At 64.7% G+C, this 24257-nt stretch carries 21 protein-coding genes; 19 read left to right on the top strand and 2 right to left on the bottom strand.

Annotated elements, in window-relative coordinates; genetic code table 11:
* Position 1 precedes the first annotated feature (1 nt).
* From DM992_RS03460 to DM992_RS03375, 17 genes are all read left to right on the top strand, one after another.
* A complete protein-coding gene (locus DM992_RS03460; protein ID WP_111015658.1) occupies positions 2 to 1786 on the top strand; it encodes a branched-chain amino acid ABC transporter ATP-binding protein/permease in 1785 nt (594 codons plus the stop codon).
* A complete protein-coding gene (locus DM992_RS03455; RefSeq protein WP_111015656.1) occupies positions 1786 to 2541 on the top strand; it encodes an ABC transporter ATP-binding protein in 756 nt (251 codons plus the stop codon). The genes DM992_RS03460 and DM992_RS03455 overlap by 1 nt, the downstream gene beginning before the upstream one ends.
* A 616-nt stretch (positions 2542 to 3157) precedes the next feature.
* Positions 3158 to 5128, top strand: a complete 1971-nt coding sequence (gene mnmG / locus DM992_RS03450) for a tRNA uridine-5-carboxymethylaminomethyl(34) synthesis enzyme MnmG (RefSeq protein WP_111015654.1) — start codon at positions 3158 to 3160, stop codon at positions 5126 to 5128.
* Positions 5125 to 5811 carry a 16S rRNA (guanine(527)-N(7))-methyltransferase RsmG gene (rsmG, locus tag DM992_RS03445; protein ID WP_111015652.1) on the top strand — a complete coding sequence of 229 codons (687 nt, stop codon included), beginning with the start codon at positions 5125 to 5127 and terminating at the stop codon, positions 5809 to 5811. Before mnmG ends, rsmG begins: the two co-directional genes overlap by 4 nt.
* Before the next feature lie 50 nt (positions 5812 to 5861).
* On the top strand, positions 5862 to 6641 hold the full coding sequence (locus tag DM992_RS03440; RefSeq protein ID WP_034183831.1) for a ParA family protein: 780 nt from the start codon (positions 5862 to 5864) through the stop codon (positions 6639 to 6641).
* Between the two features lie 31 nt (positions 6642 to 6672).
* Positions 6673 to 7566, top strand: a complete 894-nt coding sequence (locus DM992_RS03435) for a ParB/RepB/Spo0J family partition protein (RefSeq protein ID WP_034183983.1) — start codon at positions 6673 to 6675, stop codon at positions 7564 to 7566.
* A gap of 10 nt (positions 7567 to 7576) precedes the next feature.
* Positions 7577 to 8707 carry an SLC13 family permease gene (locus tag DM992_RS03430; RefSeq protein WP_111015650.1) on the top strand — a complete coding sequence of 377 codons (1131 nt, stop codon included), beginning with the start codon at positions 7577 to 7579 and terminating at the stop codon, positions 8705 to 8707.
* 554 nt (positions 8708 to 9261) lie between these two features.
* Positions 9262 to 9786 (top strand): ATP synthase subunit I, encoded by a 525-nt coding sequence (locus DM992_RS03420; protein WP_111017783.1) that lies wholly within the window; start codon positions 9262 to 9264, stop codon positions 9784 to 9786.
* A 109-nt stretch (positions 9787 to 9895) separates the two neighbouring features.
* A complete protein-coding gene (atpB, locus tag DM992_RS03415) occupies positions 9896 to 10747 on the top strand; it encodes a F0F1 ATP synthase subunit A (protein ID WP_039351439.1) in 852 nt (283 codons plus the stop codon).
* A 75-nt stretch (positions 10748 to 10822) separates the two neighbouring features.
* Positions 10823 to 11092, top strand: a complete 270-nt coding sequence (gene atpE / locus DM992_RS03410; RefSeq protein WP_006482730.1) for a F0F1 ATP synthase subunit C — start codon at positions 10823 to 10825, stop codon at positions 11090 to 11092.
* 129 nt (positions 11093 to 11221) lie between these two features.
* Entirely contained in the window at positions 11222 to 11692 is a 471-nt protein-coding gene (locus tag DM992_RS03405) for a F0F1 ATP synthase subunit B (RefSeq protein WP_006751767.1), read from the top strand.
* Between the two features lie 2 nt (positions 11693 to 11694).
* Positions 11695 to 12234, top strand: a complete 540-nt coding sequence (locus DM992_RS03400) for a F0F1 ATP synthase subunit delta (protein WP_040142773.1) — start codon at positions 11695 to 11697, stop codon at positions 12232 to 12234.
* 44 nt (positions 12235 to 12278) lie between these two features.
* On the top strand, positions 12279 to 13820 hold the full coding sequence (atpA, locus tag DM992_RS03395; protein ID WP_034183836.1) for a F0F1 ATP synthase subunit alpha: 1542 nt from the start codon (positions 12279 to 12281) through the stop codon (positions 13818 to 13820).
* A gap of 69 nt (positions 13821 to 13889) precedes the next feature.
* Positions 13890 to 14765: a F0F1 ATP synthase subunit gamma gene (atpG, locus tag DM992_RS03390; RefSeq protein ID WP_034183837.1), complete on the top strand. Its 876-nt coding sequence runs from the start codon at positions 13890 to 13892 to the stop codon at positions 14763 to 14765.
* A gap of 65 nt (positions 14766 to 14830) precedes the next feature.
* Entirely contained in the window at positions 14831 to 16225 is a 1395-nt protein-coding gene (gene atpD / locus DM992_RS03385) for a F0F1 ATP synthase subunit beta (RefSeq protein WP_034183838.1), read from the top strand.
* 161 nt (positions 16226 to 16386) lie between these two features.
* The gene (locus tag DM992_RS03380; RefSeq protein ID WP_006477288.1) at positions 16387 to 16812 is read left to right on the top strand and encodes a F0F1 ATP synthase subunit epsilon; all 426 of its coding nucleotides are present in this window, start codon (positions 16387 to 16389) and stop codon (positions 16810 to 16812) included.
* A 241-nt stretch (positions 16813 to 17053) separates the two neighbouring features.
* The gene (locus tag DM992_RS03375; protein WP_111015648.1) at positions 17054 to 18781 is read left to right on the top strand and encodes an AMP-binding protein; all 1728 of its coding nucleotides are present in this window, start codon (positions 17054 to 17056) and stop codon (positions 18779 to 18781) included.
* 516 nt (positions 18782 to 19297) lie between these two features.
* Here DM992_RS03375 and DM992_RS41465 read toward each other — a convergent pair.
* Together DM992_RS41465 and DM992_RS03360 are read right to left on the bottom strand one after the other, a co-directional pair.
* Positions 19298 to 19480 (bottom strand): hypothetical protein, encoded by a 183-nt coding sequence (locus DM992_RS41465; RefSeq protein ID WP_162631580.1) that lies wholly within the window; start codon positions 19478 to 19480, stop codon positions 19298 to 19300.
* A 22-nt stretch (positions 19481 to 19502) separates the two neighbouring features.
* Complete coding sequence (locus DM992_RS03360; RefSeq protein ID WP_111015644.1) at positions 19503 to 20303, bottom strand: transporter substrate-binding domain-containing protein; 801 nt, start codon at positions 20301 to 20303, stop codon at positions 19503 to 19505.
* Between the two features lie 149 nt (positions 20304 to 20452).
* Between DM992_RS03360 and hemE the strand changes: the two genes are divergently transcribed.
* The gene (gene hemE / locus DM992_RS03355) at positions 20453 to 21547 is read left to right on the top strand and encodes a uroporphyrinogen decarboxylase (RefSeq protein ID WP_231944009.1); all 1095 of its coding nucleotides are present in this window, start codon (positions 20453 to 20455) and stop codon (positions 21545 to 21547) included.
* Between the two features lie 447 nt (positions 21548 to 21994).
* Positions 21995 to 24256, top strand: coding sequence for a primosomal protein N' (locus tag DM992_RS03345; RefSeq protein WP_111015642.1), 2262 nt, complete (start codon positions 21995 to 21997; stop codon positions 24254 to 24256).
* Position 24257: the final 1 nt, after the last annotated feature.

The following is a 24257-nucleotide window of genomic DNA, read 5'->3' as shown; positions in this document are numbered from 1 at the left end:
GATGAAGACGATGGTACGCAACAAGACCTTCTGGATGTTTCTCGTGGTGCTGTTTGCGCTGCCGGTGCTGCCCGGCGCGCTGCAGGTGCCCGAGTACTGGATCACGCTGCTCAACTACATCGGCCTCTATGCGATCGTCGCGATCGGACTCGTGCTGCTGACGGGCGTCGGCGGGATGACGAGCTTCGGGCAGGCCGCGTTCGTCGGCATCGGCGCATATGCGACCGCGTTCCTGACGACGCGCTACGGTGTGTCGCCGTGGCTCGCGCTGATCGTCGGCGTCGTGCTGACGGCGCTCGTCGCACTCGTGCTCGGCGCGGTCACGATGCGGCTGTCCGGGCACTTCCTGCCGCTCGGCACGATCGCTTGGGGCCTCGCGCTGTTCTACCTGTTCGGCAACCTCGAACTGCTGGGCAAGTACGACGGGATCAACGGGATTCCGGCGCTGAACCTGTTCGGCATCACGCTCGAAAGCGGCCGCAGCCTGTATTTCCTGATCTGGGCCGTCGTGCTGGCCGCGATCGTGTCGGTGCAGAACCTGCTGAACAGCCGGCCGGGTCGTGCGATCCGCGCGCTGCGCGGTGGCGGCGTGATGGCCGAGGCGATGGGCGTGAACACCGCGTGGATGCGCGTCGTGATCTTCGTCTATGCGGCCGTGCTGGCAGCCGTGTCAGGCTTTCTGTACGCGCACCTGCAGCGCGCAGTGAACCCGACCCCGTTCGGCCTGAACCACGGGATCGAATTCCTGTTCATGGCCGTGGTCGGCGGCGTGTCGCACGTGTGGGGCGCGGTGCTCGGCGCAGCGATCCTCACCGTGCTGCAGGACTACCTGCAGACGCTGCTGCCGAAGCTGCTCGGCTCGGAAGGCAACTTCGAGATCATCGTGTTCGGCGTGCTGATGGTGCTGCTGCTGCAGTACGCGCGCCAGGGCGTTTGGCCATTCGTCGCGAGGCTGTTCCCGCGCGGGCCGCGCGCGCATGTGCCCGAGCATGCCGATTCGTTGCCGCAGCGCGCGAAGCCAGCGGCCGGCGAGCCGCTGCTCGTCGTCGACAACGCACGCAAGCAGTTCGGCGGGCTCGTGGCCGTCAACGACGTCAGCTTCGACGTGAAAGCAGGGCAGATCATCGGGCTGATCGGCCCGAACGGCGCCGGCAAGTCGACCACGTTCAACCTCGTGACGGGCGTGCTGAAGCCGACCGGCGGCGCGATCACGTTCCGCGGCGAGCGCATCGACGGGCTCACGTCGCGCCAGATCGTCCGGCGCGGCATCGGTCGCACGTTCCAGCACGTGAAGCTGCTGCCGGCGATGACGGTGCTCGAGAACGTCGCGATCGGCGCGCATCTGCGCGGCCATACCGGTGTCTGGCGCAGCGTCGCGCGGCTCAATGCACACGAGGAAGCGCAGTTGCTGGCCGAAGCCGCACGCCAGATCCGCCGCGTCGGGCTCGAAAAGCACATGTACGACGAAGCGGGCAGCCTCGCGCTCGGCCAGCAGCGGATTCTCGAAATCGCGCGCGCGCTGTGCTGCGACCCGACGCTGCTGCTGCTCGACGAGCCGGCCGCCGGGCTGCGTTACCAGGAGAAGCAGCAGCTCGCCGACCTGCTGCGGCGGTTGAAGGCGGAAGGCATGAGCGTGTTGCTCGTGGAACATGACATGGACTTCGTGATGAACCTCACCGACCGGCTGGTGGTGATGGAGTTCGGCACGCGGATCGCGGAAGGTCTGCCGCAGGACGTGCAGCAGGATCCGGCGGTGCTCGAAGCGTATCTGGGCGGGGTGGAGTGATGACGGACAAGACGATGCCGATTCTCGACGTGCGCGGGCTGGCAGTCCGGTACGGGAAAGTGGAGGCGCTGCACGGCGCGGCGATCAAGGTCGGTGCGGGGCAGATCGTCAGCGTGATCGGCCCGAACGGGGCAGGCAAATCGACGCTGCTGAACGCGGTCATGGGCGCGCTGCCGGTGACCGGGCATGCGTCGGGCACGGTCGTGTATCGCGGCAACGACGTCGGCGCGCTGCCGGTCGAGCAGCGTGTCGCGCGCGGGATGTGCCTCGTGCCGGAAAAGCGCGAGCTGTTCAGCACGATGACGGTCGAGGACAACCTCGTGCTGGGCGCGTATCGGCGCAAGCAGGCTGGTGAATCGAACTTCCTCGACCAGCTCGATCACGTGTTCGCGCTGTTTCCGCGGTTGAGGGAGCGGCGCAGACAGGCGGCCGGCACGCTGTCAGGCGGCGAGCGGCAGATGCTCGCGGTCGGCCGCGCACTGATGGGCAAGCCCGATCTGCTGATGCTCGACGAGCCGAGCCTCGGGCTCGCGCCGCTGATCGTGAAGGAGATCTTTCATATCATCAGTGCGTTGCGTGGTACGGGCGTTGCGACGCTGCTGATCGAGCAGAACGCACGAGCCGCGTTGCAGATCTCCGACTACGGCTATGTGCTGGAGACGGGCGAGTTTGTGCTGGAAGGGCCGGCGGCCGAACTTGCGCAGAATCCGCGCGTGATCGAAACGTACCTCGGGTTGGCGAAGAAGACGGCTTGATAGTCGTGGCTGTTTGCGGGAAACGGACGGCGTGTTTCACGTGAAACACGCCGTTTTTGTTTGTGGGGTTGGAGCAGTGTCTCGATGGTCGGTGGTTCGCGGTCAGGGGATAAGTGTCTGGGGAATAGTCGGAAGTTCTGTGTGGCGGCGGGGGATAAGCTGTTCACCGCATGTGTGATGATCCGTCGTCTCGCTCGACAGTTGATAGTGGCTTGGTCCACAGACTGGATTCCTGGTGCATGGATCTCTGCACAGGCTGACGATGTGTCGAATCTCCGGGGATAAGTGCCGGACCAACAACATGGAAGTCTGTGGGGGGCACAGAATCTGGCGCCAAGGTTGTTGTGCCGGCCACAGGAATCGACGTCGGTCTGGTCTCTGCGGACCATTTCCCCCGGTGATCTGTTTTTTGCACAGCCACAACGATGACAACCCGGCCGGGAGCCTTGCTGGAGAAGGCACGACCTCACGGATTCATCCATCCACAGTCGAAAAAACGACGAAATGAACGGACCCTACCATTCGGACGGCCTTCGGGTGAAAAGCGAACCCGCTATAATTCGGCCCATACATTTCTCTGATAGGTTCGTGCGCAGTCCTGCGTACGGAATCCACCATGCTTTTTCCCACAGAATTTGACGTCATCGTCGTCGGTGGCGGTCATGCCGGCACGGAAGCGGCGCTGGCGTCCGCCCGAATGGGCGCGAAGACGCTGCTGCTGACCCACAACATCGAAACGCTCGGGCAGATGAGCTGCAATCCGTCGATCGGCGGCATTGGCAAGGGCCATCTGGTCAAGGAAGTCGACGCGCTGGGCGGCGCGATGGCCGCCGCGACGGACGAAAGCGGTATTCAGTTCCGGATCCTCAATTCGTCGAAGGGCCCGGCCGTGCGTGCGACGCGTGCGCAGGCCGACCGCATCCTGTACAAGGCCGCGATCCGCCACCGGCTCGAGAACCAGCCGAACCTGTGGCTGTTCCAGCAGGCCGTCGACGACCTGATGGTCGAAGGCGATCGCGTGGTGGGTGCCGTCACGCAGATCGGCATCCGCTTCCGCGCCCGCGCGGTCGTGCTGACGGCCGGTACGTTCCTCGACGGCAAGATCCACGTCGGCCTGAACAACTACACGGGCGGTCGCGCGGGCGATCCGGCGGCCGTGTCGCTGTCGTCGCGCCTGAAGGAGCTGAGGCTGCCGCAGGGTCGCCTGAAGACCGGTACGCCGCCGCGTATCGACGGCCGCACGATCGACTTCTCGAAGCTGGACGAGCAGCCGGGCGACCTCGATCCGATCCCCGTATTCTCGTTCCTGGGCCGTGCAGAGCAGCATCCGCAGCAGTTGCCGTGCTGGGTTACGCACACGAACGAGCGCACGCACGACATCATTCGCGGCGGTCTCGATCGTTCGCCTATGTATACAGGCGTGATCGAAGGCGTCGGGCCGCGTTATTGCCCGTCGATCGAGGACAAGATCCACCGGTTTGCATCGAAGGAATCGCACCAGATCTTCCTCGAGCCGGAAGGGCTGACGACCAACGAGTTCTACCCGAACGGGATCTCGACGAGCCTGCCGTTCGACGTCCAGCTCGAGCTCGTGCATTCGATGCGCGGCCTCGAGAACGCGCATATCCTGCGCCCCGGCTACGCGATCGAGTACGACTACTTCGACCCGCGCGCGCTGAAGGCATCGCTCGAGACGAAGGCGATCAACGGGCTGTTCTTTGCGGGCCAGATCAACGGCACGACCGGCTATGAAGAAGCGGCCGCGCAAGGCCTGCTGGCCGGCCTCAATGCGGGCCGCTACGTGCAGGAGAAGGACGCATGGTGCCCGCGCCGCGACCAGGCATACCTTGGCGTGCTGGTCGACGATCTCGTGACGCGCGGTGTGGCCGAGCCGTACCGGATGTTCACGAGCCGTGCCGAGTATCGCCTGAGCCTGCGTGAAGACAACGCCGACATGCGCCTGACCGAGATCGGCCGCGAACTGGGCCTCGTCGACGACGTGCGTTGGGACGCATTCAGCCGGAAACGCGACGCTGTTTCACGTGAAACAGAACGCCTGAAGTCGACGTGGGTCACGCCGAAGACGCTGCCGCCGGAAGAGGCGACCGCGCTGCTCGGCAAGGCAATCGATCACGAATACAGCCTCGCCGAGCTGCTGCGCCGTCCCGGTGTCAGCTACGACGGCGTGTGCGGCCTGAAGGGCGGCGAATGCGGCCCGGCCGAGCCGTTGAGCGACGATTCGGTGCTGCTGGAACAGATCAAGGAGCAGGTCGAGATCGGCATCAAGTATCAGGGTTATATCGAACGCCAGGCATCCGAGATCGAACGCAACGACGCGAACGAGAACACGCGTCTGCCGGACGGTATCGATTACCGCGAAGTTCGCGGCCTGTCGTTCGAGGTGAGCCAGAAGCTCAACGAGTTCCGGCCGGAAACGATCGGGCAGGCGTCGCGCATTTCGGGCGTCACGCCGGCGGCGATCTCGCTACTGATGGTGCACCTGAAGCGCCGCGGCCTGGGCCGCCGTAATGGCACTGCCGCAGAGGCAGCGGAGCAGGGGGACGGCGCCGTCCCGACGCAACAATGACGGCGCGTCGCGCGCCGGCGGTTAATCGGGACGTACTGGAACAGATGCTCGTCGACGGCACGACGGCGCTCGACCTCGCACTCACGGATGCACAACGCAACCAGTTGCTCGACTATGTCGCGCTGCTCGGCAAGTGGAATGCGGTCTACAACCTGACCGCGATTCGCGACCCGAAGCAGATGCTGATCCAGCACATCCTCGATTCGCTTTCGATCGTCCCGTATCTGCGTGGCCGTGCGTCGGCCCGCGTGCTCGACGTCGGCTCGGGTGGCGGGTTGCCCGGGATCGTGCTGGCGATCGTCGAGCCGGACTGGCAGGTCACGTTGAACGATATCGTGCAGAAGAAGTCGGCATTCCAGACGCAGATGCGCGCGGAGCTGAAGCTCGCGAACCTGTCGGTGGTCACCGGGCGGGTCGAATCGCTACGGCCGGGCGTCGAAGTGCCGGAAAAATTCGACATGATCGTATCCCGCGCCTTCGCTGATCTGTCCGACTTCGTTAAACTTGCTCGACATCTGGTCGCGCCGGGCGGATCGATCTGGGCAATGAAGGGCGTACACCCGGACGACGAGATTGCACGGTTGCCGGAAGGCAGCCGCTTGAAGCAGACGATGCGGCTGACGGTGCCGATGCTCGATGCCGAGCGGCATCTGATCGAAGTGGCCGTCGACGAAGCGAAATGAAGGCGCGCGGTACGCGCCGTTTGTTTGAAGGTAAAGGGAACACACCAACGATGGCAAAGATCTTCTGCGTTGCGAACCAGAAGGGGGGCGTCGGCAAGACGACGACATCGGTCAATCTCGCCGCAAGCCTTGCAGCGCAGGAGCAACGAGTCCTGCTGATCGATCTCGACCCGCAGGGCAACGCGACGATGGGTAGCGGGATCGACAAGGCCGCGTGCGAATCGACCGTGTACGAGGTCCTGGTCGACGGCGTGTCGGTGACCGATGCGCGCGTGCGTCCGGAAGGCGTCACCTACGACGTGCTGCCCGCGAACCGCGAGCTGTCCGGTGCGGAGATCGAACTGATCAGCATCGACAACCGCGAGCGACGGCTGAAGGCCGCGCTCGAGCACGTGGCCGACGACTACGATTTCGTGCTGATCGATTGCCCGCCGACGCTGTCGCTGCTGACGCTGAACGGGCTGTGCGCGGCGCATGGCGTCGTGATCCCGATGCAGTGCGAATACTTCGCGCTGGAAGGGTTGTCGGACCTCGTCAACACGATCAAGCAGGTTCACGCGAACATGAACCGCGACCTGAAGATCATCGGCTTGCTGCGTGTGATGTTCGATCCGCGCATCACGCTGCAGCAGCAAGTCTCCGATCAATTGAAAGCGCACTTCGGCGACAAGGTGTTCGACGCGGTGATTCCGCGTAACGTGCGCCTGGCGGAAGCGCCGAGTTACGGGCTGCCGGGCGTCGTGTTCGACCGCAGCTCGCGCGGAGCGCAAGCGTATCTCCAGTTCGGTGCCGAGATGATCGAACGCGTTCGCGCGTTCGAGGTGTCGTGATCCGGACATGAGCGAAGCGAGGAAGAAAGACATGAACGCGGTACCAAAGAAGAAGGGCTTGGGACGTGGCCTCGAAGCGCTGCTCGGCGGCAGCGCCGATATCACCGAAGCGGTGAAGATCGAAGGGGCGCCGAACACGCTCGCGCTCGGCAAGCTGCAGGCCGGCAAGTACCAGCCGCGGACGCGGATGGACGAAGGCAGCCTGCAGGAGCTCGCGGCAAGCATTCGCGCGCAGGGCGTGATGCAGCCGATCCTGGTACGGCCCATTTCATCAGACAAATACGAGATCATCGCGGGCGAGCGGCGTTTCCGCGCGGCGCGTCTGGCAGGCCTCGACGAAGTGCCGGTGCTCGTGAAGGACGTGTCCGATCAGGCCGCCGCGGCGATGGCGCTGATCGAGAACATCCAGCGCGAGGATCTGAACCCGCTTGAAGAGGCGCACGGCATCCAGCGCCTGCTCGACGAGTTCGGTTTCACGCACGAACAGGCGGCCGAATCGGTCGGCCGTTCGCGCAGCGCGGTGTCGAACCTGCTGCGCCTGCTGAACCTCGCTTCGCCGGTGCAGACCATGCTGCTGGCCGGCGACCTCGACATGGGGCACGCGCGCGCGCTGCTCGCGGTCGATGCGGCAACGCAGATCACGCTCGCCCATCAGGTCGTCAACAAGCGCATGTCGGTGCGCGAAACCGAGAAGCTCGTCGCGCACACGACGAAGGAAGCGCCGGCCGTGAAGGCGCGCGCGAAGGACGACGGCGGCCGCGACACGCGCCGTCTCGAGGAGGAGTTGTCTGACCTGCTCGCGTCGACGGTGAAGATCAAGCTCGGCCGCCGCGGGCGAGGGCAGGTGATGATCGATTTCGGCAACCTCGACGCGCTCGAGGGCATTCTCGCGCGGCTGCGCGGCAACGTAGCGACCGAAGAGTAACGAATTGACGATGACGGAAACGGGCGCACCGGCGCCGCGCCGCTGGCTCGGATGGCTTGCGCAGGAGCCCGTGCTATCGGTACTCGTGCTTGGCCTGATCGTGTTGCAATGGGTGCGTCCGCAACCATTTTCCGTACTCGCCGGTCGCGTCGACTGGCAGACGGTCGCGACGCTCGCGGGCCTGCTGATGCTGACCAAGGCGCTCGAGTTGTCCGGCTGCCTGATGTGGCTCGCGCACCGCATCGTGCATCACGTGCATTCCGAGCGCGGGCTCGCAATGCTGCTCGTCGTGTTCGCGGCGGTGCTGTCGATGTGGCTGACCAACGACGTCGCGCTGTTCGTCGTCGTGCCGTTGATGGTATCGCTGCGTGCGCTGACGCCGCTGCCGTTCCGGCGGCTCGTGATCGTCGTCGCGCTGGCCGTCAACGCGGGGTCCGTCGCGACGCCGCTCGGCAATCCCCAGAATCTTTTCCTGTGGCAATTGAGCGGCATGTCATTCGGCCGCTTCGTGGTCACGCTCGGGCCGCTCGCGATCGCGCTGATGGCGCTGCTGCTCGCGCTGACCGCGTGCGCGTTTCGCGCGAAACCGCTCGACCTGTCCGGCGACGTCGTCGCATTGCCCGTGCAGCGCATGCACGCACTGATCGCCGCGGCACTGTTCGCGGCATTCGTGCTGCTCGCCGACGCGCATCATCCGCTGCCGGGTCTGGTTGCGGTCGCGATCGTGCTGTTCGTCGTAAAACGTGACGCAGTCCTGAAGATCGACTGGCTGCTGCTGCTGATCTTCGTACTGATGTTCGTGGTGCTGCGCAGTGCGGCTGCACTGCCCGTCGTGCACGACGCGATTGCGCATGCGCGTCTCGATTCGCCGCTGCGCGTATTTGCGGCCGGCGCCGTCCTGTCGCAGGGGATCAGCAACGTGCCGGCCGCGATCCTGCTATCGGAATTCACGCACGACTGGCGTGCGCTCGCGTTCGGCGTATCGGTCGGCGGCTTCGGTTTCGCGATCGGTTCGCTCGCAAACCTGATCGCGGTGCGTCTCGCGAAGGAGCCGCGCATGTGGCTGCCGTTCCATCTGGTCTCGATTCCATTCGCGCTCGTGAGCGCGGCACTCGGCGCGTGGTTGCTCGTGCACGGTTGAGCGTTGCGGCACAGGTGCGCGGTTCGAGAGGCGGGGAGGCACAGCGTTCGCGATAGTTGCGGGGCTGTTGATAAGTGCGGCGATTCACAGTCGATCGTCTGTGGTGGAGTGACAACTGACTGGATGCTTCGATGCACCGGCGTCCGATCGAATTTCGTGCATCGGGTGCGGCTGACTGGCCACAGTGTTTTGCTTGTCCCGGGGTGTCGTGCCGAGTCGTTCCGGGCGGCTGCTTCACGCGGATCTTCGGCGGCGATCGTGCCGCTTCGTTCGATCCCGCATCGGGCATCGCTGCCACGCCATCTACTAGCACCGGACATTTTTCGAGCAAGAAGTACCGGTGCAAAAATGCGACCTTACAACTGTCATCGTACATCGTCGAATCGCGCGTTTTTTCACATGATGAGGCGTCGTTTCATGCAGGTTTTTGTCGCGTCTAAAGCCTTGAATCACTTGCAACTATCGCTTACAATCGCCCGGATTTGTTAGCTAGGCACCCCTGAAAGCTTTCGGAAAGCTTGGGGCCGGGTTCAAGGATTTTGCGGAAGATTGCGATGGCGGGTCAGGCGCCGGACGACAGGCACGATGATCAGCGCACGCAACGCACCGCTTCGGCGGCCGGCGAGCGGCGCGAATCCGACGATGACTGGGATGCCGAGCGGCAAGATAACAATATCGTTCCGCTCACACGGGCAGAGGCCGAGAGGCTGTTCGGTCCGGACGTGAGCAAGCCCTCGCGCGTGACCCCCTACAAGGTGGTGTTCGCGCAAGTGGTCTTGTCCCTGGTTGCAACGCTGGCGTGGTGGCTGTTTTCGAAGTCGCCGGGCGCCGCTGCGCAATCCGCGTTTCTGGGCGGAGCGATCGGCTGGGTACCAAGTGCGCTGTTCGTGGCACGACTGAAGGCAGGTGGTTCGGCCACCGTGATGAGCTGGGTGATGGGCGAAGCCCTGAAGCTCGGTCTGACGATCGGGATGTTTGCAGCAGTGGCGTTCGGCTGGGCCGGCGTGCACTGGGTGCCGTTCCTCGTCACGTACCTCGTCGTGCTGAAGACGTACTGGATCGCGCTGGCCTGGCGGTAAGCAACAAGCAGCGTGCGGTTTCGACAACGAACCGCACCGGCCCGTTCCCGCAATAGCGTGTTGCGGAACAGGCAAAACGATTTTCGACAATTTGGGTGGCATTAACGATATGGCAGCTAGCGAAGGCACGCGCGGTCCGGATCCGTCCGAGTACATTGCGCACCACTTGCAGAATTTCTCCACCTCGCATCAGACGTCGATTTTCGACATCCACGTCTGGAATCTCGACACGCTGTTCTGGTCGATCGTATGCGGCATCGTGACGATCCTCCTGCTGCGTCTGGCCGCCCGCAAGGCGACGTCGGGCGTGCCGGGCCGTTTCCAGTGCGCGATCGAGATGCTCGTCGAAATGGTCGAAGACCAGTCGAAGGCCATCGTCCACGGCAATCGCACCTTCATCGCTCCGCTCGCCCTCACGGTGTTCGTGTGGGTCGCGCTGATGAACTCCCTCGACTTCCTCCCGGTCGACCTGCCGGGCCGCGTCATCGGCCTGCTCGGTCTGTCGGACGTGATTTCCCACCATCGCATCGTCCCGACGGCCGACCTGAACGGCACGCTCGGCATCGCGCTCGGCGTGTTCGTCCTGATGATCTACTACAGCATCAAGATCAAGGGCGCGGGCGGTTTTGTGCATGAGCTGCTGTCGGCCCCGTTTGGTGCCCACCCGCTGCTGTGGATCCCGAACCTCGCGCTCAACATCGTCGAATATCTCGCGAAGACCGTCTCCCTCGGTATGCGGCTGTTCGGCAACATGTACGCGGGTGAGCTGTTGTTCCTGTTGATCGCCCTGCTCGGCAGCATGTGGAGCTTCGGTGGCGACGCAACGTTCCTCGGCTTCGTTGGTCACGTGATCGCGGGTAGCGTCTGGGCAATCTTCCACATCCTGATTGTTCTGTTGCAGGCATTCATTTTCATGATGCTGACGCTGGTGTATCTCGGCCAGGCGCACGACAAGCACTAAGCGCGGCGTGCAAGAAAGAGTCTTCGTTTTAGTTTTTTAAATCTCAGTTCCAAGTCTTTTCACAAAGGAGTGATCATGCAAGCTTACATCGCCAACATCCAGGGTCTGACCGCCATCGGTATCGGCATCATCATCGGCCTGGGTGCAATCGGCGCCTGTATCGGTATCGCGCTGATGGGTGGCAAGTACATCGAAGCCTGCGCACGTCAGCCGGAACTCATCAACCCGCTGCAAACGAAGATGTTCCTGCTGGCTGGTCTGATCGACGCTGCATTCCTGATCGGCGTTGGTGTCGCAATGCTGTTCGCGTTCGCGAACCCGCTCCTGTCGAAGCTCGCAGGCTAAGGTTCCTCGGAAATATGCGTCCGGCGTGAGCCGGCGCAGGGCGGAACGGAGACTTGGGGCGCTGATCGAATGCAACTCGATGAGCGCCTTACCGTTTCATTTTTCCGGAATAGCAGATAAGGAAACACCGTGAATCTCAACGCAACTCTGTTTGCGCAAATGGTCGTGTTCCTGGTCCTCGCGTGGTTCACGATGAAGTTCGTGTGGCCGCCGTTGATCAACGCCCTCGACGAACGTTCGAAGAAGATCGCCGACGGCCTCGCCGCCGCGGAGAAGGGCAAGGCGGAACTCGACGCAGCGCACAAGCGCGTGGACCAGGAACTCGCGCAGGCCCGCAACGACGGCCAGCAGCGCATCGCCGACGCTGAAAAGCGTGCACAGGCGGTCGCCGAGGAAATCAAGGCCAACGCCCAGGCTGAAGCCGCCCGCATCGTCGCCCAGGCGAAGGCGGAAGCAGAACAGCAAATCGTGAAGGCGCGCGAAGCGCTGCGTGGCGAAGTCGCCTCGCTGGCCGTGAAGGGCGCCGAGCAGATCCTGAAGCGCGAAGTCGATCAAACGGCCCACGCCCAACTGCTGAATCAACTGAAAGCCGAGCTCTGATCATGGCCGAACTTGCAACCATCGCCCGCCCTTACGCAGAAGCGCTGTTCCGCGTGGCCGAGGGCGGTGACATCGCCGCCTGGTCCACGCTCGTGCAAGAGCTGGCCCAGGTTGCGCGTCTGCCGGAAGTACTGTCGGTCGCGTCGAGCCCGAAGGTGACGCGCACGCAAGTAGCCGAGCTGCTGCTTGCTGCGGTGAAGTCGCCGCTCGCGGCCGGCGCCGAAGCGAAGAACTTCGTGCAGATGCTGGTCGACAATCATCGCATCGCGCTGCTGCCGGAAATTGCCGAGCAGTTCGAGGCGCTCAAGAACGAACGTGAAGGTGCTGCCGACGCCGAGATCGTGAGCGCGTTCCCGCTGAACGGCGCGGATCTCGAAAGTCTCGTCTCGGGCCTCGAACGCAAGTTCAAGCGCAAGCTGAAACCGACGGTCGAAGTCGATTCGTCGCTGATCGGCGGCGTGCGCGTGACGGTCGGCGACGAAGTGCTCGACACCTCGGTTCGCGCGCGCCTCGCATCGATGCAGGCTGCCTTGACCGCCTGAGCGCCACGCCGGCACGCAACAGAATTGACTATCAGGAGCGAATAATGCAACTCAATCCCTCTGAGATCAGCGAGCTGATCAAGAGCCGGATCCAGGGCCTTGAAGCGAGCGCAGACGTTCGCAACCAGGGCACCGTGATCTCCGTGACCGACGGTATCGTGCGTATCCACGGCCTGTCGGACGTGATGCAGGGCGAAATGCTCGAGTTTCCGGGCAACACGTTCGGCCTCGCGCTGAACCTCGAGCGCGACTCGGTCGGCGCGGTGATTCTCGGCGAATACGAACACATCTCGGAAGGCGACGTCGTCAAGACGACGGGTCGCATTCTGGAAGTCCCGGTCGGCCCGGAACTCGTCGGCCGTGTGGTCGATGCGCTCGGCAACCCGATCGACGGCAAGGGCCCGGTCAACGCGAAGCTGACCGACGCGATCGAAAAGATCGCCCCGGGCGTGATCTGGCGCAAGTCGGTGTCGCAGCCGGTGCAGACGGGCATCAAGTCGATCGACGCGATGGTGCCGATCGGCCGTGGCCAGCGTGAGCTGATCATCGGCGACCGTCAGTGCGGCAAGACCGCGGTGGCGCTCGACGCGATCATCAACCAGAAGGGCAAGGACCTGATCTGTATCTACGTCGCGATCGGCCAGAAGGCTTCGTCGATCATGAACGTGGTTCGCAAGCTCGAAGAAACGGGCGCGATGGAATACACGATCGTCGTCGCCGCCACGGCATCGGATTCCGCAGCAATGCAGTATCTGGCACCGTACGCCGGCTGCACGATGGGCGAATACTTCCGCGACCGCGGCCAGGACGCGCTGATCATTTATGACGACTTGACCAAGCAGGCTTGGGCATACCGTCAGATCTCGCTGCTGCTGCGCCGCCCGCCGGGCCGTGAAGCGTACCCGGGCGACGTGTTCTATCTGCACTCGCGTCTGCTGGAGCGTGCGGCTCGCGTGTCGGAAGAGTACGTCGAGAAGTTCACGAACGGCGAAGTGAAGGGCAAGAGCGGTTCGCTGACGGCACTGCCGGTCATCGAAACGCAGGCAGGCGACGTGACCGCGTTCGTTCCGACGAACGTGATCTCGATTACCGACGGCCAGATCTTCCTGGAAACCGACCTGTTCAACGCAGGCATCCGCCCGGCAATCAACGCCGGCGTGTCGGTGTCGCGAGTCGGTGGCGCCGCACAGACGAAGGTCGTGAAGAAGCTGTCGGGCGGTATCCGTACCGACCTCGCGCAGTACCGTGAACTGGCCGCATTCGCGCAGTTCGCATCCGACCTCGACGAAGCGACCCGCAAGCAGCTCGAGCGCGGCCGCCGCGTGACGGAACTGCTGAAGCAGCCGCAGTACCAGCCGCTGCAGGTATGGGAACTGGCCGTGTCGCTGTACGCCGCGAACAACGGCTACCTCGACGACCTCGACGTGAAGCAAGTGCTGCCGTTCGAGAAGGGCCTGCGCGAAAGCCTGAAGACCAGCAACGCTGACCTCATCAAGCGCATCGAAGACACCAAGGATCTCTCGAAGGACGACGAAGGCGCGCTGCGCTCGGCGATCGAATCCTTCAAGAAGTCCGGTGCCTATTGATCCGCGAGTGACACACTGAGGCCGCGCGGGTGCTGATGCGCCCGCGCCGCTTCGGTCAAGGAGCAAGCTATGGCTGGAATGAAGGAAATTCGCGGCAAGATCAAGAGCGTGCAGAACACGCGCAAGATCACGAAGGCGATGGAGATGGTGGCCGCATCGAAGATGCGCCGCGCGCAGGAACGCATGCGCGCTGCTCGTCCGTATGCGGACAAGGTCCGTGCCATCGCCGCGCACATGAGCCGCGCGAACCCGGAGTACCGCCACCCGTTCATGGTGGCAAACGACGGCACGAACACGGCCGGCATCATCCTCGTCACGACGGACAAGGGTCTGTGCGGTGGTTTGAACACCAACGTGCTGCGTGCGACGGTGCAGAAGTTCAAGGAGCTGGAAGAGAAGGGCCAGAAGGTCGAAGCCACGGCGATCGGCAGCAAGGGCCTCGGATTCCTGAACCGCTTCGGCGCGAAGGTGATGTCGCAGGTCGTGCACCTCGGCGACACCCCGCATCTGGACAAGCTGATCGGCGCGGTGAAGACGCAGCTCGACCTGTACTCGGAAGGCAAGCTGTCGGCGGTTTATATCGCTTACACGCGCTTCGTCAACACGATGAAGCAGGAAGCCGTGATCGAGCAGCTGCTGCCGCTGTCGTCGGAACACTTCGAAGCCGATGACGGTACGCCGGCCACGTCGTGGGACTACATCTACGAGCCGGACGCGCAGGCAGTCGTCGACGAACTGCTCGTGCGTTACGTCGAGGCGCTGGTGTACCAGGCCGTCGCTGAAAACATGGCGTCCGAGCAATCGGCGCGGATGGTCGCGATGAAGGCCGCGTCCGACAACGCGAAGACGGTGATCAGCGAACTGCAGCTCGTGTACAACAAGAGCCGTCAGGCCGCGATTACGAAAGAACTGTCGGAGATCGTCGGCGGCGCAGCCGCTGTTTAAGCGCGCGCCCGGACGACAACTGCGCCTTTGCGCGAGTAAAGAATCAGGTATTTAAAGGAAAAGCGATGAGTACTGCTGCTTTGGTAGAAGGCAAGATCGTACAGTGCATCGGCGCCGTTATCGACGTGGAATTCCCGCGCGACAGCATGCCGAAGATCTACGACGCGCTCATTCTCGATGGCTCGGAACTGACGCTCGAAGTCCAGCAGCAGCTGGGCGACGGCGTGGTCCGCACCATTTGTCTGGGTGCATCCGACGGCCTGCGCCGCGGTCTGACCGTGAAGAACACGGCAAATCCGATCTCGGTGCCGGTCGGCAAGCCGACCCTCGGCCGGATCATGGACGTGCTCGGCCGTCCGATCGACGAGGCTGGCCCGATCGTCAGCGAACACACGCGCTCGATCCACCAGAAGGCTCCGGCGTTCGACGAACTGTCGCCGTCGACCGAACTGCTCGAAACGGGTATCAAGGTCATCGACCTGATCTGCCCGTTCGCAAAGGGCGGCAAGGTCGGCCTGTTCGGCGGTGCCGGCGTGGGCAAGACCGTCAACATGATGGAGCTCATCAACAACATCGCGAAGGAACACGGCGGTTACTCCGTGTTCGCGGGCGTGGGCGAGCGTACCCGTGAAGGGAACGACTTCTACCACGAAATGAAGGACTCGAACGTTCTCGACAAGGTCGCGCTGGTGTACGGCCAGATGAACGAGCCGCCGGGCAACCGTCTGCGCGTCGCGCTGACCGGCCTGACGATGGCCGAGCACTTCCGTGACGAAGGCCTCGACGTGCTGTTCTTCGTCGACAACATCTACCGTTTCACGCTGGCCGGTACCGAAGTGTCGGCACTGCTCGGCCGTATGCCGTCGGCAGTGGGCTATCAGCCGACGCTGGCTGAAGAAATGGGCAAGCTGCAAGAGCGCATCACGTCGACCAAGAAGGGCTCGATTACGTCGGTCCAGGCCGTGTACGTCCCTGCGGACGACTTGACCGACCCGTCGCCGGCTACGACCTTCGGCCACCTTGACGCAACCGTCGTTCTGTCGCGTGACATCGCTTCGCTGGGTATCTACCCGGCGGTCGACCCGCTCGACTCGACGTCGCGCCAGATCGACCCGAACGTGATCGGTGAAGAGCACTACTCGATCACGCGTCGCGTTCAGCAGACGCTGCAGCGCTACAAGGAACTGCGCGACATCATCGCGATTCTGGGCATGGACGAACTGTCGCCGGAAGACAAGCTGTCGGTCGCGCGCGCACGTAAGATCCAGCGTTTCCTGTCGCAGCCGTTCCACGTTGCCGAAGTGTTCACGGGCTCGCCGGGCAAGTACGTGCCGCTGAAGGAAACGATCCGCGGTTTCAAGATGATCGTCGACGGCGAGTGCGACCACCTGCCGGAACAGGCGTTCTACATGGTCGGCACGATCGACGAAGCCTTCGAAAAGGCCAAGAAGATCCAGTAAAGGTCTGAGTGGTAGCAAGCTGGCGCGATCCGGCCACGGTGCAGTGAATCGCTGTTGTCGATTTGCTTCACGGCCGGTCGCGTCGACCGCAACACGCTCAACCGCCGTGCATGGGACGGGAGTAAGCGCTGAAGCGCTAACTCCTGTCGACAGGAGTCGATATGGCAACCATCAAAGTAGACGTCGTCAGCGCGGAAGAGCAGATCTTCTCGGGCGAGGCGAAATTCGTCGCGCTGCCGGGCGAAACGGGTGAGCTGGGTATTCTGCCGGGCCACACGCCGCTGATCACGCGGATTCGTCCGGGTGCGGTGCGCATCGAAGTCGAGGGCGGCAACGACGAATTCGTGTTTGTCGCAGGCGGCATTCTCGAAGTGCAGCCGGGCGCCGTGACGGTGCTCGCCGATACCGCGATCCGCGGCAAGGACCTCGACGCGGCGAAAGCCGAGGAAGCGCGCAAGCGTGCCGAGGAAACGCTGCAGAACGCGAAGTCGGATCTCGACCTCGCGAAGGCGCAATCCGAGCTCGCGACCGCGATGGCGCAGCTCGAGGCGATCCAGCGTCTGGCGAAGATTCGCAGCCGGCACTGAGCCGCGCCGCGTATCCCGCGAAAGAAAGCAGCCTTCGGGCTGCTTTTTTTTCGGGTGTCCTTTGCGTGCCGCGGTGTTTCGTCCGGTCGTGCTATTTCATCCGTCCGCCGCGAATTGATGTCAGAGTGTCGTCAGCGGAGCGCGTCATCATCCGCAGTCAGGCCGCCCGTTGCGAGTGTGGCGACGGAGGCGGGCGCAGCGAGCGCTCGCGGTCCGATCAGACAAAAAGACGGAGACATTCATGGCAGCAGACCTTGGCGTGGGGGCGCTGATCGCGCCCGAAAACGGACTGTCGTACGTGCGCGGCGCGACCGACGTGCCGCTATCCGAAGCGACGATCGGCCGGTTCCTGCGCGATACCGCCGGCCGCTTTCCCGAACGCCCGGCGGTCGTGTTCCGCGAGCAGCAGGTCCGCTGGACCTGGCGCGAATTCGCGGACGAGGTCGACGTGCTCGCGGCGGGCCTCGCCGCGCTCGGGATCGTGAAGGGCGACTGTGTCGGCATCTGGTCGCCGAACCGCAGCGAATGGCTGCTCACGCAGTTCGCGACCGCGCGTATCGGCGCGATACTCGTCAACATCAACCCGGCCTACCGGCTGTCGGAACTCGAATACGCGCTGAACAAGGTCGGCTGCAAGGCCGTGATCGCGGCCGAGCGCTTCAAGTCGTCGGCGTATGTCGAGATGCTGCAGACCATCGCGCCGGAGCTCGCAACCGCGACGCCGGGCGACCTGCATGCGGCGCGCGTGCCGAGCCTGCGCACGGTCGTGTCGATGGGCGACGTCGCGCCGGCCGGCATGTTCCGCTTCGCGGACGTGATGACGCGCGGCCGCCAGGCCGTCGACCCCGCGCTGCTCGATGCGATCGGCGCGACGCTCGAGTCCACCGACGCGATCAACATCCAGTTCACGAGCGGCACGACGGGCAGCCCGAAGGGCGCGACGCTCACGCATCGCAACGTCGTCAACAATGCGCGCTCGATCGCGATGGCGATGCGCTTCACCGAGCAGGATTCGCTTTGCATCCCCGTGCCGCTGTATCACTGCTTCGGGATGGTGCTCGCGGTACTCGCGTGCGTATCGAAGGGCGCGGCGATGGTGTTCCCGGGTGAAGCATTCGACCCGGTCGCAACGCTCGCGGCCGTGGCCGACGAACGCTGCACCGCGCTGCACGGCGTGCCGACGATGTTCATCGCGGAGCTCGATCATCCCGAGTTTCCGACATTCGACCTGTCGACGCTGCGCACCGGGATCATGGCCGGCTCGCCGTGCCCGATCGAGACGATGAAGCGCGTCGTATCGCAGATGCACCTGTCGGAGATCACGATCGCATACGGGATGACGGAGACGAGCCCCGTGTCGTTCCAGAGCTCGACCGACGATCCGCTCGAGAAGCGCACGACGACGGTCGGGCGCATCCAGCCGCATCTCGAAGTGAAGATCGTCGATCCGAACGGCGACATCGTGCCGGTCGGCGCGACGGGCGAGCTGTGCACGAAGGGCTACTCGGTGATGCTCGGGTACTGGGACGACGACACGAAGACGCGCGAGGTGCTGGTCGACGGCTGGATGCATACGGGCGATCTCGCGACGCTCGACGCGGACGGCTACTGCAACATCGTCGGCCGCCTGAAGGACATGGTGATTCGCGGCGGCGAGAACGTCTATCCGCGCGAGATCGAGGAATTCCTGTTTCGGCATCCGAAGATCCGGAGCGCGCAGGTGTTCGGCGTGCCCGATGCAAAATACGGCGAGGAGCTGTGCGCGTGGATCGTGCTGCGCGCGGACGAGCAGATGACCGAGGACGACGTGCGCGCGTTCTGCAACGGGCAGATCGCGCACTACAAGATTCCGCGCTATATCCGCTTCGTCGACGAGCTGCCGATGACGGTGACGGGCAAGGTGCAGAAGTTCGTGATGCGCGACCGGATGATCGAGGAGCTGAAGCTCGACGTGCAGAAGACCGCATAACGCGGCTCGGCGGCGGGAAAAACGCGGCGGCCTGCGGGCCGTTGCGTTTTCGATGGACGAAAAAAAGCGGGCTTATTAGCCCGCTAAAAACCACACGCTACGGGGTTAGCGCGAGGAGACCAAAGATGAAACCGAGTCCGGCGGGGAGCCGGAAACGACTCCAACAGGGATGCCCCTCGGAAGGGCTTCGGTACGTGACCGACTGGCTCGCAGCGCTTCGCGTCCGCTCACACTTGGCACACGAGACCGCATCCGTGTTGAAACCGTTGAGGCCATTGTGGGCGAATTACCGACCCATCGCGGTAACAAAGTGTTTCAGGTTGTAACGCCCGCCAGATAAGGCTTCCCGGGATTTTTTGCTGTTTTCGGGGTCCTGAAAAAGGTCATTTTTACCCATATTTTCCGCGGCGTTTTCATCATATGCATACGACGCGTTTTTCACGCGTATCGGGCGCGATGAATTGCCGATTTACACGTGAGAAAACGCACCGTGCGGCAGATACCGCGCATGACGATTCATTCGTCAGAAAGATTTTGAAACGTGATCGGGATGTGCGGAAGTCGACCGTTCGGCCGATTCGGGGTGATTTCGCGCGGCAGCGGTCGCCAGGGCAAGGTGGCGATGTGTAACTGCGGCAGGCCGGCCGCCGCCGCGCAGCGATTCTGGCGCGCCGCGGCCACGGGGTCGGTGCCCGTCATCGGCCGCCGCAAACATGCGCGCTTACTTCAGCCATTTGTCCGAAATCGCCTGGTATTCGCCGGTCGACAGTGCGAGATGCAGCCACTGGTCGACGTACTGCTGGAACGCGACATCGCCGCGCGGCACCATGTACGCCTTCTCGCCGAACTGGAACGGCTTGTCCGGATGGACCGAGCACAGCCCCGGATTCAGCTTTTGCTGCAGCTGCGTCTCGGACGCGTCCGTCACCATCACGTCCGCCTTGCCCGCGAGGATCTGCTTGAAGATCGTCACGTTGTCCGGATAGACGGTCAGGTTCGCGTGCGTGAAGTACTGCTTCGCGAAACGTTCGTTGGTGCCGCCCGGGTTCACGATCACGCGTGTTTCGGGCCGGTCGATCTGCGCGACGGTCTGGTATTTGTCGGCGTCCGCGCAGCGCACGATCGGCGTCTTGCCGTCGACGACGTACGGCTGCGTGAAGAACACGCGCTTCTGGCGCTCGAGCGTCGTCGATACGCCGCCCACCGCGATATCGCATTTCGCGACGAAATCGCCGGTCAGGTTCGACCAGCTCGTCTTCACGTAGTCGGCCTTCACGCCGAGCGACTTCGCGAGCGATTCGACCATGTCGATGTCGATGCCCTCGAAGCGGCCGTCCGCGCGGTAGTACGAATACGGCTTGTAGTCGCCCGTCGTGCAGACGCGCAGCGTGCCGCGCGCGAGCACGTCGTCGAGCCGCGAGCCGGCGCCCGGGGCGGCGGGGGCGCTGCCCGCGCCGGTCTGCGCGTGCGCGGCGGCGCAGCAGAGCAATGCGGCCGCGGCGAGCGTGGCGAATGTCTTCATCGGTCTCCTCCTTCGTTCGGTTCGATATGAGCGTCCGATCATAACGGAGCCATCGCGCGCGTCATATGGCCGCCATCGCATCGGCATGCGCAGCCTGACGCCGGCTGTCCGGTAAAATGCCGCTTTGCCTTCGCATCGTCGCTCCTACCGTGGCCCATAACCTGCTCAACGACACCTTCCTGCGTGCGCTTCTGCGCGAGCCGACCGACTACACGCCGATCTGGCTGATGCGCCAGGCCGGCCGCTATCTGCCCGAATACAATGCGACGCGTGCGCGCGCCGGCAGCTTCCTCGGTCTCGCGAAGAATCCCGACTACGCGACCGAGGTGACGCTGCAGCCGCTCGAGCGCTTTCCGCTCGACGCCGCGATCCTGTTCTCGGACATCCTGACGATTCCGGACGCGATGGGCCTCGGCCTCGACTTCCAGGTCGGCGAAGGCCCGAAGTTCGCGCATCCGGTGCGCACCGAAGCCGACGTCGCGAAGCTCGCGGTGCCGGACATCGAAGCCACGCTCGGCTACGTGACCGGCGCCGTGCGCGAGATCCGCCGCGCGCTGACCGACGGCCAGGGCCGCCAGCGCGTGCCGCTGATCGGCTTCTCGGGCAGCCCGTGGACGCTCGCGTGCTACATGGTCGAAGGCGGCGGGTCGGACGATTTCCGCACGGTGAAATCGATGGCGTATTCGCGCCCCGACCTGATGCACCGGATTCTCGACGTGAACGCGCAGGCGGTGGCCGCGTACCTGAACGCGCAGATCGAAGCAGGCGCGCAGGCCGTGATGATTTTCGACACGTGGGGCGGCGCGCTGGCGGACGGCGCGTACCAGCGCTTTTCGCTGGACTACATCCGCCGCGTGGTCGCGCAGCTCAAGCGCGAGCACGACGGCGAGCGCGTGCCGGTGATCACGTTCACGAAGGGCGGCGGCCTGTGGCTGGAGGAAATCGCGGCGACCGGCGTCGACGCGGTCGGGCTCGACTGGACGGTCAACCTCGGCGCCGCGCGCGAGCGCGTCGCGGGGCGCGTCGCGCTGCAGGGCAACCTCGACCCGACGATCCTGTTTGCGCCGCCGGCCGCGGTGCGCGAACAGGCGCGCGCGGTGCTCGACAGCTATGGCAACCACCCGGGCCACGTGTTCAACCTCGGGCACGGCATCTCGCAATTCACGTCGCCCGATCACGTCGCCGAACTCGTCGACGAGGTACATAACCACAGCCGCGCGATCCGTAGCGGAGCCGCCGGCTGAACGCAAGCGCTGTCATGCTGCGCTGCGGGGTGACAGCGTTTCGCTGCCGGCGCTAAACAGGGCGCAACCCCGTACCGGTTGCCGATTCGTTGCTTGTCAAGACTTGACTTATGCACATTTTCCACGTTGCAGCGCGGTAGAGCCCCGTGTCGGTCAAATTGTCTCGCTATGGTTTGGTAATTTGAATAGCAGCCTTATGGAATAAGGCTCCGCGGGCACCGCCGCAAACGGCGGAAAACCGCGGAAAGCTCGGCCCGGCGCGCATTGCGGCCATTGAGCGGCGAGTTCTCAACAAAGTTATCCACAGGCTGGGCAGGGTATACGGCGATTCCTAATGCGAATCCAAAACTTAGCGCCGAATCTGAAGTTTTACTTTAAGTTCGCTGCCGCGATGCGGGCGCGGATGCAAGCCGTCCGCGCGGCGCGTACCGTCGTCGGAGCGCCGTGATGGACGGCGCCTACCTGCGCGTCGCGCTCGACCATCCGCTTGCGACCCTGTTCGACTACCGCTGCAATGCGCAACCTGCACCCGGGCCCGGCACGCTTGTGCAAGTGCCGTTCGGCAAGCGGCAGGCCGTCGGGCTCGTCTGCGAAGTGACGACTCACACCGACGTGCCGCCGTCCCGGCTGCGCGCGATCGATGCGATCTGCACCGACTTGCCGCCGCTGTCGGCGGACTGGCTCGCGCTCGTGTCGTTCGCGGCCGACTACTATCAGCGCGGGCGCGGCGAGGTCGCGTTGCCGGCGTTGCCGCAGGCGCTGCGCGATGCCGGGCGCTGGGGGCGGCTGCTGGCGCCCGAGGTGCGCTACCGGCCGACGGAAGCCGGCCGTGCGGCACTGCCCGATGCGTTGCCGGCTCGCGGGGCCGCGCTGCGGCGGCTCGCGCAGGCGCTCGTCGACACCGGCTCGCTGGGGCTGCCCGACGCGCGCGCGCTGCATCCGAAGGCGGCCGCGACGCTCGACGACTGGGCTGCGCGCGGCTGGGTCGACGTCGAGGAGATCGGCTGGGCCGACACGCTTGTGCCCAAAGCTGTGGATAACCTGTCGACAACCGGTGGACGAGCTGTGCCGCCGGCGCTCACCGACCAGCAGTCCGAGGCACTCGACGCGATCCGCGCCGCGCAGGGTTTCGCGCCCTTCCTGCTGCACGGCGTGACGGGCAGCGGCAAGACCGAGGTCTATCTGCATGCGCTCGCGTCGCTGCTCGACGCGCGGCCGGACGCGCAGGCGCTCGTGCTCGTCCCCGAAATCAACCTGACCCCGCAGTTCGAGGCCGCGTTTCGCGCGCGCTTCGCAGGCGCGCTCGTCGACGACGCGATCGTCACGCTGCACAGCGGGCTCGCCGAGGGCGAGCGCGCGCGCAACTGGCTCGCCGCGCACACGGGCCGCGCGCGGATCGTGCTCGGCACGCGCCTCGCGGTGCTCGCATCGATGCCGACGCTCGCGCTGATCGTCGTCGACGAAGAGCACGAGCCCGCGTACAAGCAGCAGGAAGGGCTGCGCTACTCGGCGCGCGATCTCGCCGTGTGGCGTGCGAAGCAGCTCGGCATCACGGTCGTGCTGGGCTCGGCGACGCCGTCGCTCGAAACCTGGTGGCAAGCCGAGCAGGGCCGCTACACGCGGCTCACGCTGTCGCGCCGCGCGGTGGCCGACGCGACGCTGCCGACCGTGCGGCTGATCGATCTCGAAGAGGAGCGGCGGCGCGGGCGCGCGTCGATGGGCGGGCTGTCGGGGCCGCTCGTCGGCGCGCTGAAGGCGCGGCTCGAGCGCGGCGAGCAAAGCCTCGTGTTCCTGAACCGGCGCGGCTACGCGCCGCAGCTCGCGTGCGACGCCTGCGGCTGGGTCGCGGGCTGCCCGCGCTGCAGCGCGTACGTCGTGCTGCACAAGCCCGAGCATGCGCTGCGCTGCCATCACTGCGGCTGGGAAGCGCGCATTCCGCGGTCGTGCCCCGAGTGCGGCAACGTCGACATCGCGCCGCTCGGGCGCGGCACGCAGCGCATCGAGGAGGCGCTCGCCGAGGCCGTGCCGGGCGCACGCGTGCTGCGGATCGACGCGGACAGCACGCGCCGCAAGGGCAGCGCGCAGGCGCTCTTTTCCGACGTGCACGCGGGCGAGGTCGACATCCTGGTCGGCACGCAGATGATCGCGAAGGGGCACGATTTCCAGCGCGTGTCGCTCGTCGGCGTGCTCAACGCCGACACCGCGCTGTTCTCGCACGACTTCCGCGCGAGCGAACGGCTGTTCGCGCAGCTGATGCAGGTGAGCGGCCGCGCGGGCCGCGCCGGGCTGCGGGGCGAGGTGATGGTGCAGACGCGCTACCCGCGTCACGCGCTGTACCACGCGCTCGGGCGGCAGGATTACGTCGGTTTCGCGAATTCGACGCTCGGCGAGCGCCGCGACGCGCACCTGCCGCCGTTCGTCTACCAGGCGCTGCTGCGCGCCGAAGGGCGCACGCTCGACGCGGCGCTCGCGTTCCTGCTGCAGGCCGCGGCCGCGTTGCCGGGGCTGCCGGGCGCCGATCGCGTGACCGTGTACGACGCGGTGCCGATGACGATCGTCAAGGTCGCGAACGTCCACCGCGCGCAGCTGCTGCTCGAAAGTGCGTCGCGGGCGGCGCTGCAGCATGCGCTGCGCGCATGGCAGCCGGAGCTGCGTGCGCTGAAGGGCGTGCTGCGGTGGAGCGTCGAAGTCGATCCGCTGGATATCTGAG

Origin of the sequence: Burkholderia sp. JP2-270 (assembly GCF_003233675.1) — a bacterium.
GTDB classification, from domain to species: Bacteria; Pseudomonadota; Gammaproteobacteria; order Burkholderiales; family Burkholderiaceae; genus Burkholderia; species Burkholderia pyrrocinia_C.
The sequence above is the reverse complement of the archived record's forward strand: the minus strand, read 5'-3'. Positions and strand labels throughout refer to the sequence as shown.